The 22,217-nt window shown below is 57.8% G+C and carries 15 protein-coding genes and 4 pseudogenes; 5 read left to right on the forward strand and 14 right to left on the reverse strand.

From position 1 onward, the window contains the following. Window positions 1-41 precede the first annotated feature (41 nt). The 4 genes and pseudogenes from GNZ13_RS00080 to GNZ13_RS00095 all read right to left on the reverse strand — a co-directional run. On the reverse strand, window positions 42-1,313 hold the full coding sequence (locus tag GNZ13_RS00080) for a DUF1329 domain-containing protein (protein ID WP_172159376.1): 1,272 nt from the start codon (window positions 1,311-1,313) through the stop codon (window positions 42-44). Between the two features lie 35 nt (window positions 1,314-1,348). Then, window positions 1,349-2,971 (reverse strand): DUF1302 family protein, encoded by a 1,623-nt coding sequence (locus GNZ13_RS00085; protein WP_236001743.1) that lies wholly within the window; start codon window positions 2,969-2,971, stop codon window positions 1,349-1,351. Window positions 2,972-3,188: 217 nt separating this feature from the next. Beyond that, window positions 3,189-4,355 carry an LLM class flavin-dependent oxidoreductase gene (locus GNZ13_RS00090; protein WP_172159378.1) on the reverse strand — a complete coding sequence of 389 codons (1,167 nt, stop codon included), beginning with the start codon at window positions 4,353-4,355 and terminating at the stop codon, window positions 3,189-3,191. Window positions 4,356-4,494: 139 nt separating this feature from the next. Further along, window positions 4,495-4,818: pseudogene (locus GNZ13_RS00095) on the reverse strand (hypothetical protein); the annotation flags it as partial. Window positions 4,819-5,145: 327 nt separating this feature from the next. Here GNZ13_RS00095 and GNZ13_RS00100 point away from each other — a divergent pair. After that, window positions 5,146-6,123: an IclR family transcriptional regulator gene (locus tag GNZ13_RS00100; protein WP_268959121.1), complete on the forward strand. Its 978-nt coding sequence runs from the start codon at window positions 5,146-5,148 to the stop codon at window positions 6,121-6,123. A gap of 59 nt (window positions 6,124-6,182) precedes the next feature. Here the strand turns inward: GNZ13_RS00100 and GNZ13_RS00105 are convergent, their stop codons facing one another. The 5 genes from GNZ13_RS00105 to GNZ13_RS00125 form a co-directional block, all read right to left on the reverse strand. Beyond that, window positions 6,183-8,096, reverse strand: a complete 1,914-nt coding sequence (locus GNZ13_RS00105) for a hydantoinase B/oxoprolinase family protein (protein WP_172159382.1) — start codon at window positions 8,094-8,096, stop codon at window positions 6,183-6,185. After that, window positions 8,093-10,171, reverse strand: a complete 2,079-nt coding sequence (locus tag GNZ13_RS00110; protein WP_172159384.1) for a hydantoinase/oxoprolinase family protein — start codon at window positions 10,169-10,171, stop codon at window positions 8,093-8,095. The genes GNZ13_RS00105 and GNZ13_RS00110 overlap by 4 nt, the downstream gene beginning before the upstream one ends. Window positions 10,172-10,568: 397 nt before the next feature. Continuing rightward, window positions 10,569-10,748: a hypothetical protein gene (locus GNZ13_RS00115; RefSeq protein WP_172159365.1), complete on the reverse strand. Its 180-nt coding sequence runs from the start codon at window positions 10,746-10,748 to the stop codon at window positions 10,569-10,571. Next, the gene (locus GNZ13_RS00120; protein ID WP_172159421.1) at window positions 10,745-11,314 is read right to left on the reverse strand and encodes an LLM class flavin-dependent oxidoreductase; all 570 of its coding nucleotides are present in this window, start codon (window positions 11,312-11,314) and stop codon (window positions 10,745-10,747) included. Before GNZ13_RS00120 ends, GNZ13_RS00115 begins: the two co-directional genes overlap by 4 nt. A gap of 48 nt (window positions 11,315-11,362) precedes the next feature. After that, entirely contained in the window at window positions 11,363-11,893 is a 531-nt protein-coding gene (locus tag GNZ13_RS00125; RefSeq protein ID WP_172159386.1) for a flavin reductase family protein, read from the reverse strand. Between the two features lie 113 nt (window positions 11,894-12,006). Here GNZ13_RS00125 and GNZ13_RS00130 point away from each other — a divergent pair. Beyond that, a pseudogene (locus GNZ13_RS00130) lies at window positions 12,007-12,591 on the forward strand (IS6 family transposase); the annotation flags it as partial. Between the two features lie 122 nt (window positions 12,592-12,713). Here the strand turns inward: GNZ13_RS00130 and GNZ13_RS00135 are convergent. From GNZ13_RS00135 to GNZ13_RS00155, 5 genes and pseudogenes are all read right to left on the reverse strand, one after another. Next, window positions 12,714-14,150 carry an NAD-dependent succinate-semialdehyde dehydrogenase gene (locus GNZ13_RS00135; protein WP_172159388.1) on the reverse strand — a complete coding sequence of 479 codons (1,437 nt, stop codon included), beginning with the start codon at window positions 14,148-14,150 and terminating at the stop codon, window positions 12,714-12,716. Beyond that, window positions 14,143-15,807: a GMC family oxidoreductase gene (locus GNZ13_RS00140; protein ID WP_172159390.1), complete on the reverse strand. Its 1,665-nt coding sequence runs from the start codon at window positions 15,805-15,807 to the stop codon at window positions 14,143-14,145. The genes GNZ13_RS00135 and GNZ13_RS00140 overlap by 8 nt, the downstream gene beginning before the upstream one ends. A 245-nt stretch (window positions 15,808-16,052) precedes the next feature. Beyond that, a pseudogene (locus GNZ13_RS00145) lies at window positions 16,053-16,792 on the reverse strand (IS6 family transposase). Between the two features lie 18 nt (window positions 16,793-16,810). Then, window positions 16,811-17,449, reverse strand: a complete 639-nt coding sequence (locus GNZ13_RS00150; protein WP_172159392.1) for a 3-oxoacid CoA-transferase subunit B — start codon at window positions 17,447-17,449, stop codon at window positions 16,811-16,813. Window positions 17,450-17,459: 10 nt separating this feature from the next. Beyond that, window positions 17,460-18,164: a CoA transferase subunit A gene (locus GNZ13_RS00155; protein WP_172159394.1), complete on the reverse strand. Its 705-nt coding sequence runs from the start codon at window positions 18,162-18,164 to the stop codon at window positions 17,460-17,462. A gap of 733 nt (window positions 18,165-18,897) precedes the next feature. Here GNZ13_RS00155 and badI point away from each other — a divergent pair. The 3 genes and pseudogenes from badI (at window position 18,898) to GNZ13_RS00170 (ending at window position 22,156) form a co-directional block, all read left to right on the forward strand. Next, window positions 18,898-19,716 (forward strand): 2-ketocyclohexanecarboxyl-CoA hydrolase, encoded by an 819-nt coding sequence (gene badI / locus GNZ13_RS00160; RefSeq protein WP_172159396.1) that lies wholly within the window; start codon window positions 18,898-18,900, stop codon window positions 19,714-19,716. A gap of 276 nt (window positions 19,717-19,992) precedes the next feature. Continuing rightward, window positions 19,993-20,358, forward strand: a complete 366-nt coding sequence (locus GNZ13_RS00165) for a cupin domain-containing protein (RefSeq protein ID WP_172159398.1) — start codon at window positions 19,993-19,995, stop codon at window positions 20,356-20,358. Window positions 20,359-20,468: 110 nt separating this feature from the next. Further along, window positions 20,469-22,156, forward strand: a pseudogene (locus tag GNZ13_RS00170) (MFS transporter). Window positions 22,157-22,217: the final 61 nt, after the last annotated feature.

Genomic DNA, 22,217 nt, shown 5'->3' on the forward strand with positions numbered 1-22,217 from the left:
GATTCACCCGCGGACATCAACAGTTATTCGGCATCCCGGCGTTACTGGTACGATTCCAACGCGTTAGGCGTGTAGTCGCTCCCGGTACGATCACGGTCCGCGACCGGGTCAGGCAGCGCGAAGAAGGTCGCATGGCGCGCCTTGAAGTCGACAAACGTGCCGACGAGCGGTGTTACGTATTTGATGCCTGACTTCTTCCCGGTGAGCGGACCGAAGTAGTAATCGATGCTGCGCCACGGTTCGCCCTTCTTGTCGTAGATTTCGCCGCGATAGATCGCGTACAGCTGCGTGTCGACATACACAACTTTCCTGGCGTACGGGTGCTCGCCAGGCGGCGTGCATTCGACCACCCACACTTCGCGCGGCATCATCGGCGTGACCGCATTCCAGTACGGCGCCTCCTTCGAATCGATGATCGGCCATTCGCCCGGCGAGCCGGCCTTCGACGCGTCGTGATCGAGCTTGATGTCGGCGCCCGCAAGAATCCAGCGCTTGCCGATCAGCTTGTTGTGCAGGTACTGCGATGGCCGCGCGTTGTACACGTAGAAGTCGTCGTCGAGGAAGTCGAAGCCGGCGACCGGGTCCATCCACGCGTTGCCCGATAAGCGCCGCACGCGCCGTGCGGACTTGATATAGACGAACTGGTCTTCGAGCTTGCCGGGCACGTCGTAGCGCGTCGTGAACGTGCCCGTACCCTTGATGTCCTGCGGCGACACGCCGACGAAGATCGTCTTCGAGATCCAGTCGCCGCTGTCCGCCGTCGTCGTCGACTGGCCCAGCCGGCCGCGGTTGCGCATCCGGTCGAACACCCAGGCCTGCGACGATTCATAGCCGCTCGAATTGAACGTCATGAACGCGACATCGGAGAACAAGTCGTGCGGATAGCTCGGCGAGCCATAGTAGTAACTCCACATGATCTTTTCGCCGGCATCCGGATCGCTTTCGTTGATCGTCGGAAATGGCAGACCGGCCTTGTAACCGGTGATCTCACGCGTCTTCGCGTCGTACTTCACGTCGCCGGAATACTTCTGTGTCGCTTCGACCCACTTCGGATCGTTCGGCAGCTCCGTCCGCGCCGCGAGCGGAATCTTGCGATTGAAGTTGCGGATCTCCGTCACCATACGATCCGTGAGCAGGCTCGAAATCGTATGTCCCATGAATGTGTCGTTCTTGATCTGATCGAGGTTCGCTTTGCTGATGACCGTACCGGCTGGCAGCTCGGTCGCGAGCGCAGACACGCTCGCCCCCATGAACGCCGTAGCCACCAGCGCCGCAAAACAAGATTTCACGTGCCCTTTGAAGAAATGCTGCATGATTCGTCTCCAATGTTTTTGGGGAAGGTTGCTGTTTAGAACTGGTACGTCGCGCGCAACATTAACTGGCTGTTGTTTGCAAAATCGGCGAGAACGTAGGTGCTCTGGCCGAGCTGCGCGGGGTTGCCGCGCGAATGCTTCGGGAAGAACAGATCGGCTTCGGCTAGGAAGCGCCAGTGGTTGCCGAGCTGATACTCGATGCTCGGAATCACGAACGCGTCGCCCGTGCTGACGTCGACGCCGCCCGCGAGTTGCGGATTCAGACGGCTGCTCATGTAGTTGAGCGTGAGGAACGCAGTCACGAGCGTGTCGTGACGCTTTGCAGGCGCACTCCAGCCGACCTGCGCGACGATGTCGTCACTGGACTTGAAGTGCTGGATCCACGTGTCGAACATCTGCAGTGAGAACAGCGACGGCGCATTCGTACCGAGCAGCGATTCGAGGCGCAGCTTCTGATCGAGACGAATGGTCGTCGTGATCACGTCCTTTCTGACGACGGGGCCGGTGCCTTGCGTACCGTTCGGCAAGCCTGTGCCCGTGTTGAAGTAGCGGCTCGGCTGGTATGCGACCTCGAGGTTCGCGACCGTGCCGGTGACCGGAATCTCGCCACTCACGCTCGCATCGAAGACGTTGATCGTTGGGAAGAAGAAGTCGCCGAGCGCGCCGGACGGCGTCTTGCCGATCGGATTGGCCGTCGGGTTCAGGACTGGATCCGGCGCGAACGTGCGCAGGTACGAGAACGCGTAGTTGACGGGCCCCGCGAGCCCCGTCCAGCGCGCGCCACCCGTCGGGCTGTTCGCCTTGCCGTACGGATGATCGTAGTCGTACCTGGTGGCACCCGCGAGGAAGTCGATGCCCTTGAACGGCTGCGCCGCCCAGCGCCCGCCATAGAGGTCGTAGCTGTTGCCGATATCGCGCTTGCGATCGAGGCCCGGGCGCAGCACGAGTTGGAGGTCGCCGTCGACTTCGGGCACGCTGACTTTCGCGTTCGCAATGATCAGCGGCTTGCGCACCTCGTCGCTTTCCGGCTCGACGAACGTGCGCCAGCGATAGTCGTAGCCCTGAATCAGGTCGGTCGGGTGGAAAAAGTCCGTTTCGCCCCAGACGATCTGCTGCTTGCCGAGACGCACATGAACGCGATCGCCGATGTCGGAGTCCACATAGAATTCGCGCAGCTCGTTCTGGTTGTATTGCGACAGCAGGCTGCTGCCTGGGCCGCCCGGCGTGAACCGGCGCGCCATGTCCTGCAGATCCTTCTCGTACGACGTGAGAACTTCGCGATCGAAGCGGCCGATCGCCGTCCAACGAAGCGGGCCCGTCTTCAGGCCCGCATTCAACTCGAGCGAGCCGCGCAGCATTTGCAGTTTGCCTGCGTCATCGCCCGACGTCTCAGGATGGTTTTGAAGATTGACCGACGCCCAAGTCCGCACGAATCCGCCGAGCGTCAGGTTTTCTTGCAGGCCCGCTAGTCCGCTGAAAATTGACGTCGGTTGCACCTGTTGCTGTTCGGCCGCCGCTGCGTCCGCATCCGCCGCGTACGCGGCCGACGCGTAATCAAGGGACATCAACAACGCGGGAATCGTCGCGAGCGACGCCGCGCTCCTGCGAGCATGACGCGACAGCGACCGCTTCTTTGCCTCCCCCTGCATCTCTTTCATGACAGTTTTCTCGCTCAAGGATATTTTATAGTACTACTTAACGATATTTTTTGTCTCCGCGCCTTTCGGCACCAGCATCGAACCCCTTGGTGGCGCCTTACTTGCCGGGCTCGTCATTTTTAATTCCTCTACGCCCTTCATCCGGCAATCAGAACTTCCTCGTGCAGGTGAATGCAACGTAGTTGGCGCTTCCACCCGTTCGCGTCGGTATGTCTATTTAGCTCTTTCGCAGCCCCATCTTTCGCAGAATAGGCATGATGTAGTCCTGCATTTGATGGAGTCCTTCTTGTGGGTCGAAGAAGCAGAGGAGCGTGCTTTCGATGCCGGCCTGATTTAGGTCCCTCAATTGTTCGGCGCAGCTCTCATAGCTGCCCACGATCTGGGGCGCTGTTATACCGAGTGCAATTCTTTGCAGCATCTCAGGTTTTACCGCGGTGTCATGAACCGAGGTCGGTTGCATCGATTTGAGGAAATTTTGAACCGCTCCCATGTCGATTTGCGAGGCGATCCAGTCGTACTTTTCTTTGGCCATGGCATTAGTAGCCGCTGGCAGCACCCAGCACATTGTTGCCACCCTAACATCGCGACCGTACTTGGCTGCTTTGTCATGAATGAGATTGACCTTGCTCCGGAACCCTTCAGTGTTCTCGGCCAAAGTGAAAATCCAGTCACAGTTTCGGACGCCAAAGTCCAAACCGGCTCCTGATCCCCCAGCGGTCATCAGAATTGGACGAGGCTTTCGCGTAGGTTTCGGTGCAAGAAAAGCCCCATAGGCTTGATAATACTTGCCATGGAAATCGAACCGCTCTTCCTCGGACCACAGATGCTTCATCAAGCAGACGAATTCGTCAGCCATTTCATAGGCTTCGTCATGCCCGATAAGTTTGTCGAACCCGAAGGCGCGCATTTCGCTTTCCGAGTAGCCCGTGACAACATTCAGGCCCCATCGCCCATTCGAAATATGATCGATCGTCGCACCGAACTTCGCGATGTGCAGTGGGTGGAAACGAAACGTGATGTGGGCGGTCGAAAACAGCCCGAGAGTTTTTGTGACCGGCGCAGTCGCAGCCGCTGACGCAAGAAAGTCCAACGCCGCCCCATTGTAGTCGGTCTCACCGCCTTGCCCGATCCAGCGGCCGAACGGGACCTGATAGTCGAACCCGATTTCTTCGGCCAGTTGAACCAGCCGCATCGAGTTCGGCCACTCCCAGAAATTCTGGAGTCTTTCGGGGTTCGAGAGCACGGCCTTGGACGCTGTCATGCCGCCCTTGATGTTCCAAGCAAAGAACCCGAGCTCGAGCGGATGCCCGGTGCGCGTTTCAGGCTGCCCGCCCGGATCGAACGGACCACGAATAATCTCAACCTGCTTGAACTTTTCCGCCATGTTAGCCTCCACTCCGAAAAATGAGCAGGTCCTTCAGGAATGCTGCCCGCTCTTTATGTAACGATGAAACATCTTTTTTGGGTACTGCCACGTTATTAAAATCGCGCGAGAAGAATCATAGACATCGAGTATTCCTGAGTTATGCAGCAAGATGATCCAGAATCGAATGTCCGGTCACGGTCTCCCATGCCTCAAAAGCCAGCGTGCGTGCCTGCCGCTTCTGTTGCGCTTTCGGGTTGTACCGGCAGTGCATGAACAGGTTTGCCACCTGATCGTGCACCGGAGCGAATCGTTGCAGATGTCGCGCCGACTTGAAGGGGCGCATCACCTTCTCGCGTACCCGCGTTGGCTGATGCGAATTTTCCGCCCGTGTGCTCAACCCTTTGTCCTGCCGGCGTTCCATGTTCAGCCCGGGATCCCTGTTTGCAGCGGCGTAGCTCTTGAGCTTGTCCGTGATCGACACAATTTCATCTATCATCCTCAATAAGTTGTCAGAACGGCAATCGCCACGATTCGTCGTAATCCGCTGGCGCCACTCGCTTGTACCGCTGTTGGGCAAGCGGGTTTGCGTCACCGCGTTATTTTTAGGTATCACTGTTACCTAAATACTAAGACGGTGCGAATCGAGGCGTCAACCAGAAAGGCGCTGTCGTTTACCCCTGTCACGCGTGTTGCGGAAAACTCGAGCCCCGTTTGTACGGGACCCCGTGCGGCGAACGCCGCCCACCCTGCTTCACACATCCGATCGTTGCTTGTCAGATGTTGTCTATCAGGGCAGAATTTCAGCCCGATGTCGTTCCCCGGCGGCCCATCGCTACATCCGCGACACAACCCACTTTCCGCATCTGGAGCCATCTTGAAGAAAAGCACAGCAGACACTGTCACCTCCGTCAACAAAAGAGCGGCAGCCAGAAAGGCGGGAACTGCCAGCCCAATCGCGTCCGAAAACCATTCTCATGCTGGAGATGCGCTGATTACCGTCGAGCGGACGATGCGTATCATCGAAATGCTCGCCGATTCTCGCGACGGCTTGTCCGTCACCGAAATCAGCAGGCGTCTGGACGTCAACAAGAATCTCGCGTTTCGCATCCTCAATAGTCTTCAGACACTGCGTTTCATCAAGCAGGACATGGAAACCTACTGCTATCGGCTGACGTACAAAATCAGTAATCTCGGCCTGCGACAACTCTCGACCGGCAAATTTCTGGAGGATTGCGTACCAATCCTGAAGGCACTGGCCGAACGCACGGGTGAGCATGCGCGGCTCGCGATCGTCGAGGACGGCGCGCCGATATGGGTACATTCCGAAACCGGCAAACGTTGGCGACTCGTAATCGATCCGTTCTACACGCACGATCTCAGCTTCCACGCGCATGCGGCCGCGAAAGTCTGGCTGGCGACGCTGCCCGACACGAAGGTCAGGGAGCTGGTCGGCAAGCCGCCCTTCGCAGCGCACACGAAGTACACCAAAACCACGCTAGCTGAACTGATGGATGACCTGAAAACCTGCCGTGAGGTCGGCTACGCGTTGAGCTACGAGGAAAGCGAACTGGGCGTCGGCACGATCGCCGCAGCAATCATGGTCAAGCGCGCCGGTAGCAAACCCGAATGCGTCGGCGTCGTCAGTCTCGCTGCGCCAACTGCCCGGATGGATCGCGATCAGCTGATCGCATGCGCACCCGACTTGATCAATACCGCAGCACACCTCGCCGAAGTCTGGCCGTTAGGCGCCGATCATCTGCTCAAGCCCAGCGCAGTCGGTCTATGATAGCCATCAGCGCCCCGTCGTGGCCCGTAACATGACGGGGCAGCGCCCTCCTGATCCTCCTAGCAGCAGCGATCCCAAACCCACGGCACGCCGGCCGATTGCAACGAACGCTCGACTTCGACTGCTTCGTCGAGCAGACGCTTCTGCAGCAGGCGTTGCCCGTCGGACAAGTCGTCAGCCGAAAACGGACTGTCCTTCGGCAGGCCATCGTTCACCATGTGAGCGCGATGCGTCGATGACACCACTCTGTCCGCATTACCTGTGAGTGGATCGATCACTACGCCATATTTATCGCGTGCTGCCCGTACCGTCACGTAGCCTTCACGGACGTCCTTTTCAACCGCTTCGATCGGACGTTCGAGAGGCGAACCATAGCCACCACCGCCGCCAGTCCGGACGCAGATGAGTTCTCCGCTCGAGAGTGGCTGAGTCGAGAGCTTACCCGTCGGATAGCGAACTTCTGGCACATCTGTGCGCGCGACAGAAACCTCATTGCCGAGAGCACTAAGGCCGTCGAAAAGGCCCCACGGGCGGCAGTCGACGCGCTCTATTGCAGTCGTGAACAGGACATCCTGTTTCAGGCGCGCCCGGAATTCGGTACCCAGTCCGCCACGTTGCCGCCCTGCGCCACCCGAGTCCGGTCGCAACGAGTAGCTCTCGACCAGAATCGAATGCTTCGCCTCCAGTTGCTCGACCGGGCCGTTGTGCGTGTCTCCATCGTTGATTGCGACGGTCGCCGACATACCATCCTCATCATGCTTCGCGCCCCATCCCCCGCCGTGCAGGCCGATCCAGAACACGTCCCGAACCCCGGTCCGAGGATTCATGCCGTACAAATACGTCATCGCGAGATCGGCATGATGGCCTGCGATTACGCGCTGCGGACAGGCCGGCGCGAGCGCCTTGAAGACGGTGTCGACCACGGTCATTGGATAAGTCATCCACCATTTCATCGGTGCAGGCTTCGTTGCGCTCACAACCGTACCGTGAGGCAGTACAACGTTCAACGCACGAAAGCAGCCGTCGTTGATCGGATATTCCGTGCCAGCAAACAGGCATTTGAATGCAACCTGGGCCGCCGCAAGCCCAGTCGAGGGCCCCGAGTTGAAATAGCCCTTGACCTGGGGACTCACGTCAGACATATCTACGGTCATCGAATCGCCGGAAATCACAACCCGCACCTTGATCCGGATACGCTCGCCACGCGTTACGCCATCATCGTCCAGCCAGGACTCCGCCTCGTACGTGCCGTCTGGCAAACTGCTAATCTCCGCACGCGCGGCCGCATCGCTTTGATCGAGGATCAATGAGATGGCGCCGAGCACCCGCTCGCAATCGTACTTTTCGATCATTTCGCGAAAGCGCTTCTCACCCGCCATTGCCGCACCGACCTGGGCACGCAGATCCCCCAGTGCGAGCTCAGGATTGCGAACGTTGATCGCTATGATGTCGATCAGCTCCTGATTGCGCTCTCCTCGGCGGTACAGCTTGAGGAACGGCAGCTGGAGCCCTTCTGAATAGATGTCGAGTGAAATGCCGGTCGGCGTACCGCCGATGTCTTGCCAGTGCGCCATACAGGCCGAAAAACCCACGATCGTTTCGTCGTGGAAGACTGGGACCACAATAGTGATGTGATTAAGGTGGCTGCCGGTCACGTAAGCATCGTTGGTCAGCAACACGTCGCCCGGATCGATCCCTTCAGTTCCGAAATGCTCGAGCATGGCCTTGACCGTCACGCTCATGCCACGCATGAACATCGGCAACCCTAAGCCAATCGACAGCGTGTTACCGCTCGCATCGAACACGCCGGTAGTGAAGTCGAGCGCCTCGTAGATAATCGTGTTGTACGCGGTACGAGTGAGGATGGTCTTCATTTCCTCAGTCGCAGCCATGAGTCCGTTGCGGACAATTTCGGCGAAAATCGGATCGACCTCGCTCGTGCGCTGTGCGCCGGTTCGAATGGGCAGTTTCATTGCAGTCCTACCGTGATGTGAAGGTTTCCCCAGGCGTCGACTTCCAGGCTGTCACCAGGCAACAGCACGGTGGTCGTCGCGTTTTCCTCGACCAGCGCGGGACCGTGGACCACGTCCTGCCACGCCAGCTCCGGCCTGCGGTAGACCGGCGTTGGCAGAAAACCGTGACCGTCGAAGTAGACGTCCTGGGTGGCGTACGCCTCGAGCGGGCGGGCACCGCGCCGATCGATCGGATCGGTTGTCGGCTTCGGCATCACGCCAGCGACGGACGAACGGATGCTGACGATTTCCGCCCCCTGTTCCGGCGAAGAGAAGCCGTAACGCAGCAAATGCTCCGCATCAAAGCACGCTTTGATCGCTACGACGTCGCCCTTCTGGTAAGCCTGCATCGGCAGTTCTACCGTCACGGCGTGTTCCTGGCCGATATAGCGCATGTCAGCGAAGCGAGTGATTTCGACCTTTCCACTCTGATCGCTCGCTTGCTGAACATCCGCAGTGCCCTGCACTTCCATTGCCTCGTGCAGCGCGTTCATTGTGTCGAAATCGACTTCTGCAAGCCGGACGAACATCGTTTGCGCAAAATCGCGCCGAAGGTCCGCGACGAGCATTCCGTAAGCCGAAAAGTGCCCAGGCGCATTCGGGATGATCACTTTGCTGATGCGCAACTCGCGTGCAATGAGCGACGCATGCAACGGGCCTGCGCCGCCGATGGCGACCATCGGAAAATCCCGCACGTCAAGTCCACGTTCAGTCGTCACACGTTTGACCACATTGGCCATCGACGACGCCGCGATGCGGATGATGCCGTCCGCTGCTTTCTCGGTTGAGATCCCGAGAGGCTCGCCGACAAATCGATCGAGTGCCGCTTTGGCAAGCGCCGGATCGAGCTTCATGTCACCGCCAAGAAATCGCTCGGACGACAGACGGCCGAGGACGAGATTGGCATCGGTTACCGTCGGCTCGATACCGCCAAGCCCATAGCAGGCCGGGCCCGGCTTCGAGCCAGCGCTTTGCGGCCCGACCCGCAACGCCCCCCCGGACGTCACACGCGCGATGCTGCCGCCGCCGGTACCCACTTCCTGAATGTCGATCATTGGAATCTGCGCCGGCAGCCCTTCAGCGTATCCGCCGATCATCACCTGATTGGCGACCAGCGCTTCACCGTTCACGACGACGCCCGATTTCGCGGTGGTGCCGCCCATGTCGAACGCAATCGCATCGCGCAATCCGATCTGCTCGCACAGCGCACGAACCCCAATCACGCCGGCGGCGGGACCGGACTCGAGCATTCGAATGCACTCCTGCCGAGCTTGAGCAAGGTCGAACAACCCGCCAGTCGACTGAACGATCAGGAAGCGGCCGCCGAAACCGATCTGCTTGAGGTCACCATCGATCTCGTCCAGATAGGTCTGCACCCGGGGCCCCACATACACGTTGGCGGCGACAGTAGAGGTCCGCTCGAATTCCCGATATTCGCGCGACAGTTCGTGCGATGCGGAGATGAACGCGGTGGGAAAGCGCTGCTCCAGGAACGCCTTCACTTGCAGTTCGTGGGTTGGGTTGCGGTAGGCGTTCAGGAATGCGATCGCGATCGCGTTCGCACCGCTGCGTTGGATCTCCCGAGCCAGTTGCTCCAGCGACTCACCGGAGAGCGCCTCGAGCACTGCACCGCTCGAATCAACGCGCTCACTCACTTCAAAGCGGGCTGACCGCGGAATCAGCGGTACATGCTTCTTGAAGAACAAGTTATAGGCATCGGGCCGATTAATGCGACCGATCTCGTAAATGTCACGGAAGCCTCGCGTCGTGACCAGCACCGCCCGGGCTCCGCTGCGCTCGAGGATCGTGTTGATAGCGACCGTCGCGCCGTGCAGGAACAACGATGCGTCGGCGAAGTCGGATCCAGCCTTACGCACTCCCAACTTGATGCCGTCGACGATCCGGTCGTTTGTCGACAGCGTCTTCCCGAGCCGCAGCTCACCGGTCGCGGGGTCAAACGTTGTCACATCGGTGAACGTCCCCCCCACGTCGGCTGCAATGCGCATGCGTGCGCCCATCCCCTTATGCTGCCTCATTCTCGTCGCCCTCCATATTTAAGTAACCCTGTTACCTAATGTATCGAAACGACCGGAACCGGTCAATTCATTTCGACAGGGCGCGGGTAACTACCTAATCGAGGGCAGACCGGTAATGCACTCGTCGGGAACTGAGGCCCGGACGGGCATGAAACCCCGGAAAGCCGCCAGTCACGTGTCGATGCGAGGCGAATTGTTTTTGTCATGCGATTGCGCGACAGCCCAATATGAAGGAATCCAGAGCATACGGAAGACATTGGCGCGCCGTGCGACGCGGCTTCAGCGGTGCGTGGTACCGGTTGGACGTGACTCGAAGTCTGCGCAACAAGGGACATGGGGTGAACGTATTCACGCCGGCGCGGTGCTGCTGACTCATCGAGCGCTTGAGCGGCCTCGCCTAGTCCCTGCGCTTCCGGGAGAACTGCGTGTAGCGGTAGGTCGGCTGCCCGGGATTCGCCTCGGCGTATTCCTCCCAAAACGGTTGCAGCGTCACGCCGTTGCCGCGCAGCTCACGGCGTAACACACCGTAGTCGTGGCCGATACATCTGTCGATCGCGGCCGATAAGCCGCTACTCAAGTTCGAACAGCCGCCTTGACCTTGCCTGAGAACGGCGACATCGCGATTGGAGGCAGCGGGCGCTGGTAAGGCTTCTGCATATAGCCAATTCCGAGCGAAGGAACGGTTGATTCGGTGATCTTGACCTGCCAGTACTTGCCCTGAATGTCGTAAGGTGGGTCTTGTCGCCAGATCTTGGTAATGAAGTCAATTGACTCCAGGAGCTTCTCGGTTCGTACCTTGCCGTCGGTGTTGCGAAACACTTCATGGCCGCTTGACAGGCCGGACGGGCCAATGCCGAATATGAACCGTCCCTCGGACATATGGTCGAATTGTTCTGCTTCGGCGGCAACGATTTCGGGATCCTGATTAGGCAGCGCTACGACACCCGTACCAAAGACGATGTTTTTTGTCTTCGCCAAAAGTGAGGCCATGAACATCATCAGAGCCGCGATGGGTTCCGTTGTCGCCGAGAAGTGTTCGCCTACCCATGCCTGATCAAACCCAAGCTCATCAGCGTATATGATTTTCCTGACGTTCTCTTTCAGCGTTTCGTGAAGGGGGCGATTGGCGGGACGAAGCGGGATTTAAAAAAGGCCGAGTTTCACAGGAGTCTCCAGAAAAGGTTGATGAGTCTATGCAGCGGGTTGAATTTCAACGCGGGTGCCGTTATGCCAGACATAGGGACCTGTCGTATCGCCAAGGGCAACCTCGAAGACGCGGCCGATGAATACAGTGTGTGTGCCGTATGTCAAAGATCCATCTTCCTCGCAGAAAATGGATGCCTGTGCGGTACGGAGGTAAGGAAGACCTCGCACTCCCTGCGCCCAATCTGTTGAGGCGAAGCGATGCTCATGCATTGCGGAGTTGGAAAACGCCTCAACGATGGGGCCGTGCTTAGACGTCAGGACGTTGATGCAGAATGCTCTTTTTGATTTCAGTCGTTCGGAGATGCTTGCTGACTCGTTGACCGAGATAAGCATCGAGGGCGGATCAAATGACACCGACACCACGGCCGAGGCTGCCATACCGTGAGGCCTGCCAGCCTCGTCGCATGTTGTGATTACACATACTGAACTCGCCATGCCCCTGAGGGCCGCCTTGAAAGTGGAAAGGACAGTGGCACCGTCGACACTCGTAGGCTTTGCTTCAAAGGACTCGGACATTTTGACTCTCCATCGTGAGATGCATGTTTGGGGATGACCCGCTTCACTGGACGGTTAAGCAGTTGAATCGTGCCTGGGTGAGGGTCCTCCGTTTGATGTGACGTTGCGGGGGCGCACGGGGAGTCGAGCTTACGTACGAAACGGTGCGGCGCTGGGCGACGAAGTTCGGTCTGGCGATCGCGCGGCGCATTCGGTCGACAGCGCCGGGGCGCGGCGACAAGTGGCACCTGGATGAGGTGGTCGTCACGATCAACGCTAGGAAGCATTCGCTGTGGCGGGTCGTCGATCATCACGGCGCAGTGCTCGGCGTGCTGGTGCAGATCCGCCGCGACAAGGCGGCCAAACGGCTGATGTGCAAGCTGCTCAAGCGCCATGGCCGCCCACGCGTGATCGTAACGGACAAGCTGCGCAGCTACGGGGCGGCGAACAACGAACTGGGCCTGAACGTCGAGCATCGGCAGCACAAAGAACTGAACAACCGGGCGGAGAATTCGCACCAGCCCACACGGGTATGCGAGAAGGGAATGCGCCGCTTCAAATCTGCTCGCCAGCTTCAACGATTTGCCTCGGTTCATGGACAGGTTTCGAATCTGTTCATGGCGTGCCGTTACAACCGCAACGCGTAGCACAAACGCGAGGCGCGCGCCCTGGCTATCGTGGCCGGGGAAAGGGCCTCGTGCGCCCGCATGGCGGCGTAAGACCATCGATTGCCAACTCCGACCGCCCTTGCTCGTCCTTCTGCCGGTGACTTGACAATACCTGATGGACTCACTGCGACAATCTGGTTGGCACGTCACTGAGTACGAAATTCGAACGCCTCTCAGACCTGATGGACAAACTTGGTTGTCAGATAGGCCTCTATCCCTTCCGTACCGCCTTCAAGGCCGTAGCCGCTGTCTTTGACGCCGCCAAAGGGCGCTTCAGGCATAGTGACGGCAAATGTATTGACACCGACCATCCCCGCCTCGATCGACGAAGCGAGCCGATTTGCTCTATCTGAAGCTCCCGAGAAGGCAAAGGCAGCCAGGCCATATCCCAATCGATTCGAGCGCGCGATCACGTCGTCTTCATCTCTGAAGGAACTGGTGACGACAACTGGGCCGAAAGGCTCCTCGTTCATGATGGTTGCTGTTTCCGGAACATTTGCAAGGACTGTCGGCTGCCAGAAATATCCGTGATTACCGGTTCTGCTCCCGCCGACGATTAGATCGGCACCCTGTCGAGTAGCGTCACTGATAAGTCGTTCCATGGCATCCATCCGCCGTGGATTGGACAATGGACCCATCTGCGTTGCCGGATCCATCCCATCACCAACGACTAATGACCTTGCGGCTTCCGAGATGTTCTTGACGAATTTGTCATGTACGGCCTCATGGACATAGAACCGCGTCGGAGCGATGCAGATCTGGCCTGCGTTCATGAACTTATAGGCTGCCGCTTCGGCAATCACCCTATCGAGATCGACATCGTCAAATATTACCGTTGGCGCGTGGCCCCCTAGCTCCATGGTCATTCGCTTGATATGCTTTACCGAGAGTTCGGCCAGAAGCGTGCCAACCTTCGTTGATCCGGTAAAAGAAACCTTCCGGATGGCGGGCGAACTGATGAGATGGGTGGATATCATCGAAGGGTCACCGAACACCACGGAAAGAGCGCCGGGCGGAACGCCGGCGTCGAGAAAGCATTCCGCGATCTTCAGTGCGCCCGTAGGGGTTTCCTCCGCAGGCTTGATGATGCACGAACAACCGGCAGCTAATGCCGTGGCGATTTTCCGCGCAGGCAGAAAGGCCGGGAGATTCCAAGGTGTGAATGCAGCGACCGGCCCGACTGGCTCCTTGACGACGAGCGCCCGTCCCTTGGTGGCAACCGGCAGTACGCGACCATAGGTGCGCCGCGCCTCCTCAGCCTGCCAATCCACAACATCGGCGGTCCACAATACCTCCCAACGAGCCTCGAAGAGCGGCTTTCCCTGTTCCAACGTTATCGCAGCAGCGATCGAATCAATGCGTTCACGCATTAGTTCCGCCGCGCGCTTGAGCACCTTTCCCCTTTCCAGCGGAGGCACTTGAGACCATGACCGGAATGCGCCGCTGGCCAGTTCGATGGCTCGAGTGAGATCTGAGAGCGTCGCGACTGGCAGCGCCCCGAGAACTTCGCCCGTAGATGGATTGCGCACCGGCAATCCTTCGCGACCATCGCGACTCACTCTTTCGCCGTTTATAAGTAGGTAGGGCTGATCGTATGCGGGGTCAGTCATGGGCTTCCTCTTCGTTGTCGTTTACGTTTAACTTCTCGCGCAATGATGCGGTTCCCATCATCAGCGACACGGCCCGATCCGCGATCGCCATGATGGGTGCGTTCGTGTTGGCGCTGATAATGTTGGGCATGATCGATCCATCGAATACACGCAAGCCGGTTACCCCGCGGACCCTGAGTTCCGGATCGACCACCGACATTGGATCTGATGCCGGGCCCATTCGGCAGCCGCCGACGGGATGCCAGTTCGTTCCCGTCACCCGCCGCACATAGTTTGCGATCTCCTCATCGCTCGTCAGCGTGTCCGGCAAGAGAACACGCGCAACCTTGTCCGAGAATGGACGGGTGTTTACGACCTGCCGGAGAAACTTCACGCCACCCACGAGTTCCTGAACATCCTCCACTCGCGTCAGCCAGCCAGGATCAATGATCGGCGCATCGGCCGGATCCGCTGAACGAAGCCGCATCGCTCCCCTGGATTTTGGAGCCACGAGATTGGCGATCAGCGTCGCGCCAGGCGGTTGCCGTCGTTTGTTCCCCGGCTCGGGGTAAAGCGTGCCGACGCAATAGAGCTGTATGGTTGGAGCACTTCCCGGAGACAGCGGATTCAGAAATGCCGTGACTTCGGAGCCGGTCGAAGCGACCGGGCCCGAGCGGAAGAGCAGATATTGGAGGCCGTTCGCTAACATGCGCCGCCCCCTGTCTTCTCCAGAAAAGCCGAAATTGGCGGTCGTTTGTACGGCGATGCTTGCGTCGTTGTGGTCCTGCATATTTTGGCCGACACCAGGCAGATCGACTTTGACATCGATCCCCAGTCGGGAGAGATCCGCCGCAGGTCCAATCCCCGACAGCATCAAGAGTTTGGGAGAAATGAAAGCGCCTGCCGCAAGCACGACTTCTTGCCGCGCAAACGCCCTTGCGACGCCTTTCCCTTGATCGGAGAACTCGACACCAACAGCACGGTCACCCTCAAAGAGGATTCGAAGCGCGGGCGATCGGAATTTGATTTTGAGACGTGGGTTCCCCTTGAGCGGAGCGATGAACGCCTCCGCTGCGCTACAACGGCGGCCGAAATAAGTTGTCGACTGGATGAACGTCGCGCCACGCTCATCGCCGGCATTTACGTCCGGCGTGAAAGGGATACCCATCTCCTGGAGAGTTAGCAGAAAGGCTCGCGAAATCCGCGTAGGGGGATGGTGGGCGTCAGAAACCTTCAGTGGACCATCGACGCCATGGAATGGCGCGCCCAGCCTCTGGTTGCCTTCTTGCCGAATGAAATGGGGCAGAAGATCGTCCCACCCCCACCCCACTCCACCGAGCGCGTCATCCCATTTATCGTAGTCAGCCCGCGCACCTCTTGTATACGTCATGGCGTTGACGGAACTGCCACCGCCAATGACGTTAGCCTGCAAAACCCCAACACGGCGTCCGCTCAACGCCGGCTGGGGTTCAGATACATGGTTGACCAAAAATCGACCGGGATTGAAAACCATCTTCACAAACCCGGCTGGCATGTGAATGAGCGGATGGTGATCGGGGAATCCCCCCTCCAACAGCAATACTTCCGCTCCGAACTCGCTGACCAGCCGAGACGCCGCAACGCAACCCGCCGATCCGGCGCCTATCACGATGTAGTCGAATGTCGGAGTTCCTTGCATAGCGCCTCACTATAAGTAACGTTGTTACCGTAACATCGGTACATAAAAACCGCAATAGGCATGCCAAACTTTGGCGACGACAAATTTGTACCGCGGCTACTCATTTGCGAATGCAGGCCCCTTGCAGGCGGCCAAACTCAATGACCGACCTTATGTGCAAACCCTGCCCCGATCGGTGCCGGCACGGTACTGTCACGTTAATTGAAATCGCGCGAGAAGAATTATAGAACCTAAGTAATCCTGAGTTATGCAGCAAGATGCTCCAGCATCGAATGTCCGGTCACGGTCTCCCATGCCTCGAAAGCCAGCGTGCGTGCCTGCTGCTTCTGTTGCGCTTTCGGGTTGTACCGGCAGTGCATGAACAGGTTTGCCACCTGATCGTGCACCGAAGCGAATCGCTGCAGATGTCGCGCCGACTTGAAGCGGCGCATCACCTTATCGCGTACCCGCGTTGGCTGATGCGAATTTTCCGCCCGATTGTTCAACCCTTTGTGCTGCCGGTGTTCCATGTTCAGCCCCAGATCCCTGCTTGCAGCGGCGTAGCTCTTGAGCTTGTCGGTGATCAGGACACGCGGTGTGCGTCCGTGCCTCTTGAGTAATTTACGCATGAGGCGCCTGACCGCATGCCTGTCGCGGCGGCTCTGTACCAGTACGTCGAGCACCGCACCGTGCTGGCCACCGCGCGCCACAGCCAGTGCTTCTTGCCGTTGATGGTGGCCACCACTTCATCGAGGTGCCACTTGTCGCCCCGCGCCAGGGCGGTGGAGCGGATGCGCCGGGCAATGCCTAGTCCAAATTCCACCGCCCAGCGCCGCACGGTTTCATGCGTGAGTGCAATGCCGCGCGCGGCCAGCAGTTCCTCGACCATGCGCAGACTCAGCGGGAAACGGTAGTACAGCCACACAGCGTAGCTGATCACATCGGGCGGGAAGCGATAGCCCGCATAGGACAGCGGCTTATCCGTCACGGGTGTGTTCTGTTGGATCGCTGGTTTAATGCCCAATTAGAGACCGACGAACGACAAGGTCGGTTCAGTGCGTTCCTGCAGATCTTCCCGAGAAACATCAGGGGCCAGTTCCTTGACTACGAGTCCCTGCTCCGTGACGTCGATGACCGCAATATCCGTAATGATTCGATTCACGACATTTGCCCCTGTGAGCGGAAGGGAGCAACGGCGGAGGATTTTCATTTCTCCGGCGCGTGTATTGTGCTCCATCAGAACGACCACCCGACGCGCGCCTCCTACGAGATCCATCGCGCCACCCATGCCTTTGACCAGCTTGCCGGGGATCATCCAGTTCGCAAGGTCTCCGCCCTCGCTGACTTGCATGGCCCCAAGGATCGATTGGTCCATGTGGCCGCCCCTGATCATCGCGAACGACATCGAGGACGAGCAGATCGAAGCACCAGGAACCATCGTAATCGTTTGTTTCGCAGCGTCGATCAGGTCCGGATTGATCTCATCCTCGTAAGGCGGAGGTCCAATTCCGATAAGACCATTCTCGGATTGAAGCCACACTTGCATCCCCTCTGGAACATGGTCAACCACCTTTGTCGGAAGTCCGATCCCGAGATTCACGTAATCTCCGTCATGGAGCTCCGCGGCAGCCCGCGCTGCCATCTCTTCATGGGTCCAAGCCATTGTTAGCCTCTCAATTGCTACGTGTGCGGAAGCTTCGCCGTTCAACGGGCTTTTCCGGGTTGCTATTGACGACAATCCGATCGACGAAGATGCCCGGTAGGTGAACATCGTCAGGATCGATCTCCCCAACTTCCACAACCTTTTCCACTTCAGCAACCGTGATTTTTCCAGCCATCGCAACGTCAGGATTGAAATTTCGGGCGGTTCGTGAAAACACTAAGTTTCCCGAGCGGTCCGCAATAAAAGCCTTCACCAACGAAACGTCAGCGTTCAAAGCAGTTTCCATGATGTAGCGCTTTCCGTCGAAGACGCGCTCTTCCTTACCGTCCGCGATTACTGTTCCAACGCCAGTTCGCGTGAAGAACGCAGGAATCCCAGCGCCGGCCGCTCTCAACCGTTCCGCAAGAGTTCCCTGTGGAGTGAACTCCAGTTCGAGCTCTCCAGCCAGATACTGCCGCTCGAATTCTTTGTTTTCGCCGACATAAGAAGAGACCATCTTCTTTATTTGGCGAGTTTTGAGAAGAATTCCCAAGCCAAAATCATCGATCCCTGCGTTATTGCTTATGCAGGTGAGGCCGGTAATTCCGCTGTCACGCAGCGCCATAATTAACTTCTCTGGTATACCGCATACTCCAAATCCGCCGATAGCGATCGTCTGACCATCCATTAAAATGTCAGCTAAAGCTTCATCCGCAGAACTGTATATCTTCTCCATATGTAGCTCTTTGTTTTACAAAAATGTGTATCACGAGAACGAGGGACGTAGCCTTCGATTACACGACCAGAAGCTGGATTTAATAGCGCCGCCTACGCGTTCGTCCCGAGGACTGTTCTGTTATCTATTTTTTCAAAATTCTGGCGTGCGTGGCTGCTAGTTGCAACGGCAAATGACGCAAGTTCAATGTGCGAAATTGCACAGAAGCGAAACTGGGCGTTTTATCCCAGGGAGATACCCGTAGCTACACCTCAGTCTGGCCAGCGGTCCATCTCAACGGCGTTATGTCTTACAAATGTGCGTTCGACGCAGGCCCCCTTGCGGAAACGGCTTCGGGGCAACAACATGCCCCATTTCGCGCTCAAGCACCTTGAGCAGGCGACCAGCCAACCCACTAACCGTGCATAACTGCACAGCGACCGTGCGCGTTTTCTATTTCACGGAGTAGTGAAAAATGGATAATGAAATTCGGGGTTGGAAGATTCAATAATAGGACGCTTCTCTTGCATTTTCCATTTCGTTATCGACGTAATCACTATTGAAATACGGTAAGCTCACGATTTATTAAGAGATCGAAGACCTACCGTTACGACCCGTTCGGGATCGCACGCTCTCCGTCATTGATAAAGCGTGTTTGACCCGCACGAATTCCCGATTACCTTGAAACGCCTTCTCGGACTTGAGACTCAGGCCTAAGAGGCGGCCGGCGGCTATTAATTGACATGAGGACACCGTGAGCAAATATACCGATATCCTGTATGAAATGCGTGAGGGCGTGGCCCGTATCACGATCAACCGGCCGAGCAAATATAATGCTTTTCGAGGACAGACCTGCGATGAGCTCATTGACGCGCTTAACTCTGCATCGTGGGACAAAGCAGTCGGCGTGGTGGTTTTGACTGGTGCAGGCGACAAGGCGTTTTGCACAGGTGGCGACCAGTCCGCGCACGACGGCGGATACGATGGTCGAGGTCTCATCGGTCTCCCGGTCGAAGAGCTGCAGGGCGTCATTCGAGATTGCCCGAAGCCTGTGATCGCCCGCGTTAATGGTTATGCCATCGGCGGAGGAAACGTCCTGGTGACGTGCTGTGACCTTGCGATCGCGTCAGAATCTGCGCAATTGGGTCAGGTGGGACCGAAAGTGGGCTCTGTCGATCCGGGTTTCGGCACCGCGTTGCTGTCTCGAGTGGTCGGCGAAAAGCGAGCTCGTGAGATTTGGTTCCTGTGCCGCCGCTATTCGGCAGCTGACGCGCTGAATATGGGCTTGGTCAACGCTGTCGTACCGCATGACCAACTGGACGCTGAAGTCGATAAGTGGTGCAAGGAGATCCTCGCCATGAGTCCGACGGCGCTGGCCATCGCAAAGCGCTCGTTCAACGCGGATACTGACTCGATTAAGGGCATTGGTGGCCTCGGCATGCAGACTCTAGCGCTCTACTATGAGACGAAGGAGTCTCAGGAGGGCGTGCGCGCCTTCATGGAGAAGCGAAAGCCACGCTTCCGCGAGATCTATGAAGAATCGCGCGCGAAGCCTAAGGGAGAAAACGCGTGAGCTTTAAGGCTCTACTGAATTGGCGATCCGTCATTTAAGAATGAGTCTGCTCGACTCTTCACGCGGGCCATATTGCATGCGAAAGCTTCTAGTGGCGCCTCATGCATGATCAGTCTGGAATAACTAGCGCTGTCCTGTGCATTCGCGCCGGTTTTCGGCTCGGATCTGCCTGCGGGGAGAGATCGGCGCATGGGCAACTCGATCCGCGATTACATCGAGTTTTCGCCCTCGGGGCGAGATTCCTAATGTTTCACACTTCGAGGAGGTCTCGAAAACATGAAAGCACATATCGAAATGGCAGCGATCGATCTGGAATCAGGATGGACGCCATTGGAAGGATTTCCAGGGCTTGAGATCAAGTACCTGTGCAACGATCTTGACGAGAAAGCCTGTATCGGATCGCGCACTCGACTGGTCAAATTCGCCCCTGGCGCAAAGACGTCAAGCGCGCTTGTACACACGTATTGGGAAGAGCTTTATATCCTTTCGGGGGATCTTTATTCCGTCTCGGACGAGGGCGTTGCATCTGCCGGCATGTCTGCGCCAAGGTACTGCCTGCGCCCGCCTGGCACTCCGCACGGTCCTTTTGGATCGAAAGACGGCGCCCTCGTCTTTGAGATTCAGTACTTTCTCAAGGGCTAGGTACAGTTCCATTAACAACTGAAGATTTGCAAGACATTAGTAAACCCGAGAGCGCCAGAGCCGTGTTTGTATCAAGGAAAGGCCCCTCACCACGGATGGCGACAACCCTCATGAATGAAATAACCGAAAGTCTTGCGGCCCGCTACGAGTCGAGCGGCGCGAATGTCCAACGCCGTGTCATTTTTGCCTCGTCGCTAGGAACGATGTTCGAATGGTACGACTTCTTCCTGGCCGGTTCGCTGGCTGTTCAGATTGCGAACAGCGTTTTCTCGGGAGTTAATCCAAGAGCAGCGTTCATCTTTACGCTGCTCAGCTTTGCCGCAGGCTTCGCGGTACGGCCGTTCGGCGCGCTCGTCTTTGGGCGCATCGGAGACATGGTCGGACGCAAGTACACTTTTCTCGTCACCATCTCGTTGATGGGCCTCGCCACTTTTGTGATTGGCTTGCTTCCCAGCTACGCCAAGATTGGTCTGGCAGCGCCGATCCTATTCGTGTGCATGCGGATGCTCCAGGGACTGGCACTGGGAGGAGAGTACGGCGGCGCGGTCGTTTACGTCGCTGAACACAGCAGCAACGAATCACGCGGCGCGAAGACCGCTTGGATTCAAGCGACAGCCGCGCTGGGTTTGCTGTTGTCGCTCGCTATCATTCTCCCGACGCGCTACCTGATGGGTGAGGGCAGTTTCATGGCATGGGGATGGCGTGTGCCGTTTCTCGTCTCGCTGATTCTACTTCTGATCTCTCTCTGGATCCGGCTGAAACTGCACGAATCGCCCGAATTCGAGCGAATGAAGCGAGAAGGCACGACTTCGAAAGCCCCGATATCCGAAGCGTTCGGTCAGTGGCGCAACTTGAAACTCGTTCTGCTCGGCCTGTTCGGCATCGTCATGGGGCAGGCAGTGGTGTGGTACGCAGGTCAGTTCTATAGTATGTTTTTCTTGACACAGACTTTGAAGGTCGACGGCGGAACGGCTAATTTGCTCATCATCGTGGCCACTGTCACGACGCCGTTCTATGTCATTTTCGGAAAGCTTTCTGACCGCATCGGCCGCAAGCCCGTCTTTCTGACAGGTTGCCTGCTCGCTGCCATTTTCTTCTTTCCGCTCTTCAAGGGCTGACGCACTTCGCCAATCCCGCGCTGGAAGCAGCGCAACAGAAGGCGCCCATTACAGTACGTGCAGATCCGAGCGAGTGCAGCTTCCAATTCAATCCCGCAGGCACGTCGAAGTTCGTGAGCTCGTGCGACATTGCCAGAAGTACGATTACCAAGGCAGGCCTCAACTACTCTGATGATCCGCTTCCCCGCGGCGAGCGCGCGCAGGTTCGAATCGGCGGCCGAGTGATCGACAGCTTCGACGGCAAGGCGCCCAACGGCGCAGCCTTGTCTAAAACTTTCGATGCGGATATTTCGCGAGCCTTGAAAGATGCAGGTTATGCGACGGGGCCTGCCGACCCTTCTCGCATCAACAAACCGATGACAATACTGTTGATCGTCTTGCTGATGCTCTTCGGTACCATGACGTACGGCCCGATTGCGGCGATGCTCGTCGAACTCTTTCCGTCTCGGATCAGATACACTGCCATGTCGCTTCCGTATCACGTCGGCATCGGCTGGTTCGGCGGTTTCCTGCCGGCGGCCTCATTTGCGATCTCGGCCGCCACGGGTGATATCTATTCCGGGCTCTGGTATCCGGTGAGCCTGGCGGTCGTCTGTTTTGTGGTTTGTCTGTTGTTCGTCAAAGAGAGCAAGGGCACCGATATTTTCTCCAGCCGCGCCGGGCAGCGGACAAGTGCTTAAAGGGAAAAGAGACTGAGCACTATGGACTGCCGGGTTAGTGTCGCTTGGGGTAGTCGGATCG

This window comes from Paraburkholderia elongata, from assembly GCF_013177735.1.
Taxonomy (GTDB): domain Bacteria; phylum Pseudomonadota; class Gammaproteobacteria; order Burkholderiales; family Burkholderiaceae; genus Paraburkholderia; species Paraburkholderia elongata.

What these genes read in the sequence shown, in the direction of transcription:
- GNZ13_RS00100 (WP_268959121.1), top strand. Translation starts at nt 5,146, where the DNA reads ATGTCGTTCCCCGGCGGCCCATCGCTACATCCGCGACACAACCCACTT.
- GNZ13_RS00085 (WP_236001743.1), bottom strand. Translation starts at nt 2,971, where the DNA reads ATGAAAGAGATGCAGGGGGAGGCAAAGAAGCGGTCGCTGTCGCGTCAT.
- GNZ13_RS00140 (WP_172159390.1), bottom strand. Translation starts at nt 15,807, where the DNA reads ATGCAAGGAACTCCGACATTCGACTACATCGTGATAGGCGCCGGATCG.
- GNZ13_RS00090 (WP_172159378.1), bottom strand. Translation starts at nt 4,355, where the DNA reads ATGGCGGAAAAGTTCAAGCAGGTTGAGATTATTCGTGGTCCGTTCGAT.
- GNZ13_RS00105 (WP_172159382.1), bottom strand. Translation starts at nt 8,096, where the DNA reads ATGAAACTGCCCATTCGAACCGGCGCACAGCGCACGAGCGAGGTCGAT.
- GNZ13_RS00135 (WP_172159388.1), bottom strand. Translation starts at nt 14,150, where the DNA reads ATGACTGACCCCGCATACGATCAGCCCTACCTACTTATAAACGGCGAA.
- GNZ13_RS00155 (WP_172159394.1), bottom strand. Translation starts at nt 18,164, where the DNA reads ATGGAGAAGATATACAGTTCTGCGGATGAAGCTTTAGCTGACATTTTA.
- GNZ13_RS00165 (WP_172159398.1), top strand. Translation starts at nt 19,993, where the DNA reads ATGAAAGCACATATCGAAATGGCAGCGATCGATCTGGAATCAGGATGG.
- GNZ13_RS00080 (WP_172159376.1), bottom strand. Translation starts at nt 1,313, where the DNA reads ATGCAGCATTTCTTCAAAGGGCACGTGAAATCTTGTTTTGCGGCGCTG.
- GNZ13_RS00125 (WP_172159386.1), bottom strand. Translation starts at nt 11,893, where the DNA reads ATGTCCGAGTCCTTTGAAGCAAAGCCTACGAGTGTCGACGGTGCCACT.
- GNZ13_RS00110 (WP_172159384.1), bottom strand. Translation starts at nt 10,171, where the DNA reads ATGAGGCAGCATAAGGGGATGGGCGCACGCATGCGCATTGCAGCCGAC.
- GNZ13_RS00150 (WP_172159392.1), bottom strand. Translation starts at nt 17,449, where the DNA reads ATGGCTTGGACCCATGAAGAGATGGCAGCGCGGGCTGCCGCGGAGCTC.